This window comes from Sphingobium sp., assembly GCF_035511395.1.
GTDB lineage: Bacteria > Pseudomonadota > Alphaproteobacteria > Sphingomonadales > Sphingomonadaceae > Sphingobium.
In genome coordinates, this window is record NZ_DATKFP010000270.1 from 1 (window position 1) to 2,336 (window position 2,336).

Genomic DNA, 2,336 nt, shown 5'->3' on the forward strand with positions numbered 1-2,336 from the left:
ACTGCTCGAACGCTTCGGCGATCGCCGCGCTCAGCAGACCGTCGGCGCTGTGGAAATGATGATAGAGCGTGGGCGCCGTCACCTTCGCGATGTCGCAGACCGCCCGCGTCGAGAAGTGCGCCTCGCCCTCCTCCTCGATCAACGTCAAGGCCGCCGCCAACAGTGCCGTCTTCGTATCCATATCTGGAATATAGCACCGCTATAGAGGGGAGTCTATAGCGGTGCTATATTTCTTCGATAAATGGAGACCTTGAGGTGGATTGCTGTCACTAGGGGGGAAGCAACCGAGGGAGCAGTCCACCGCTACTCGGTCGATGCGGTTCTCGCGTCAGTCTAGTCTCAAGCTAGCCTTAAGCAGGCGAAAGGCGCGGTCGATAAATTCCGAAAGCGGGCGTTCAGCCTCACTCTTTCGCCAATCCTCGAGTGCCAGCTTCAGCACCCCGATTGCCACCGTCGCGGTCAGGCGAAGCTCGTCACGTCGATCCGGAGCGGGCCAGACATTCTCCATGGCCTCAAGCATCGAGCAGGCCATGGCATCGAAACTTCCGCTCTTGCGCGCACGCAGCGCAGGCGAAGAGCGCAGAAGTTTGTCGACGGCCAAGGAGTCCGGTGTCTCGTATCGTGACGCCAACTTCATGAGGCAGGATCGTGCTGCAGCGATGGGAGCCTGGTCAGGAGACTCTTCGCGTATAGCTGGGCCGAGCGCCTGCGAGAATCCGCTCCCATAGGAGGAGGACAGGATGTCATCCTTGGACTCGAAATAGGAGAACAAGGTTCGCCGCGCGATCCCGGCGGTCTGCGCAATCTCGTCGAGCGTAGTCTCTTCAAATCCCTTTTCGACAAACAGCTTCAAACCGACGGTGACGATCCGCTCGTGCGTTTCTTGCCGGTTGCGTTCCCGCTTGCCGGGCGGCTTCCCTCCCGCCTCGTCCATGAATCCTTGGCTCCAGCACTTGAAATGCGCACTGAGTGCATTTAAATATCTGCACTAGATGCAATATTATAGGTGGACTTGCTATGCCTCAAGCAAAAATCTGGTTCGTCACGGGGGCCTCGCGTGGGTTCGGCCGCATCTGGACGGAAGCAGCCCTGGAAAGGGGCGACCGTGTAATCGCGACTGCCCGCGATACACGCGCGCTGGAGGAACTGGCTGAACAATATGGCGACAACATCCTCGCCCTCGGCTTGGACGTCACCGATCGCGCGGCGGTCTTCGACGCGATCCGGAAGGGGCATGAACATTTCGGCGGGCTCGACGTGATCCTGTGTAATGCCGGCTATGGCTATATGAGCACGGTCGAGGAGATCGTCATCGATGAAGCGCGGGCGAACATCGAAACGAATCTTTTCGGCACCCTCTCGGTCATCCAAGCGGCGTTGCCGATCCTCCGGGCGCAGCGCAGCGGCCATATTCTCACCATGTCGAGCATCGGCGGGATCGCGAGCTTCCCGACCGGTGGTATTTATCTTGCCACGAAGTTCGCGATCGAGGCGTTGACGGAAGCGCTTGCCGGTGAAGTGGCGAGCTTCGGTATCAAGGTCACCGCGATCGAGCCCGGCAGCTTCGCGACCGGGTTTGGCAGCTCCACCAAGATGGCCCCACAGATGTCCGAGTATGACGATCTCCGGAAAACGGCCCGCGCTTCCTTCAATCCTGCGATGACCGGCGATCCGCTGGCCACAGTCGATGCCATCATGACGCTCGTCGACTCGCATGAGCCGCCGAACCGGCTCATGCTCGGCAACTGGCTGCTGCCGATGATGAAGAAGGTTTACCAAGGGCGGATCGAAACATGGGAGAAGTGGGCCGACGTCTCCAGCGCCGCGCAAGGGACGCCCCCCGGCCAAGGGTAGGCCAGGTTGAGCGGACGTCCTCACATGGCCAGGGCTCGGAGGTGATGCCGTGAAGGCGGCCAGCTAGCGGCATGCGGATCAACCGAGCGGCGCGCTTGAAATCGGCTGCTTCGGGAGGTTGCTTCGTCACCGGCCTTAACCGCATTTATAGCCGAGCTGCAGTCCTGTTTGCCTGGGGGCGTAGCTCTCGGATCCCGCCGCCGGCAGTATGGGAAACGGTTCGGTTAGCATGGTTTTCAGCGCTTGCGACCGTCAGGCGGCGCAATCCTGCGTTCGGCGCTGTCAGCGCGGTCGTTGACCGCTGGCCGCGATGAGATCCGCGATGTCGATCGCCTAATTTTGCGCGCACAAAAGGCGCACTGCGTCAGACAATCTAATCGGCATCAAAGTATCGCCCCTCGGGCACATCACACTTCGCACCTTGCCGCTTGTCCCGACGCAGAGACCCGGGGGAATTCTTTTCCTGCCCCTTTGCCATGGCC

3 protein-coding genes are annotated in these 2,336 nt (G+C 60.4%); 1 reads left to right on the plus strand and 2 read right to left on the minus strand.

From position 1 onward, the window contains the following. A partial coding sequence (locus tag VMR39_RS18860; protein ID WP_325405572.1) for a TetR/AcrR family transcriptional regulator occupies positions 1–181 on the minus strand: 181 nt, incomplete at its 3' end. Between the two features lie 147 nt (positions 182–328). Beyond that, the gene (locus tag VMR39_RS18865) at positions 329–934 is read right to left on the minus strand and encodes a TetR/AcrR family transcriptional regulator (RefSeq protein ID WP_325417927.1); all 606 of its coding nucleotides are present in this window, start codon (positions 932–934) and stop codon (positions 329–331) included. 35 nt (positions 935–969) lie between these two features. Between VMR39_RS18865 and VMR39_RS18870 the strand changes: the two genes are divergently transcribed. Further along, positions 970–1,854, plus strand: a complete 885-nt coding sequence (locus tag VMR39_RS18870) for an SDR family NAD(P)-dependent oxidoreductase (protein WP_325417929.1) — start codon at positions 970–972, stop codon at positions 1,852–1,854. Positions 1,855–2,336 lie beyond the last annotated feature (482 nt).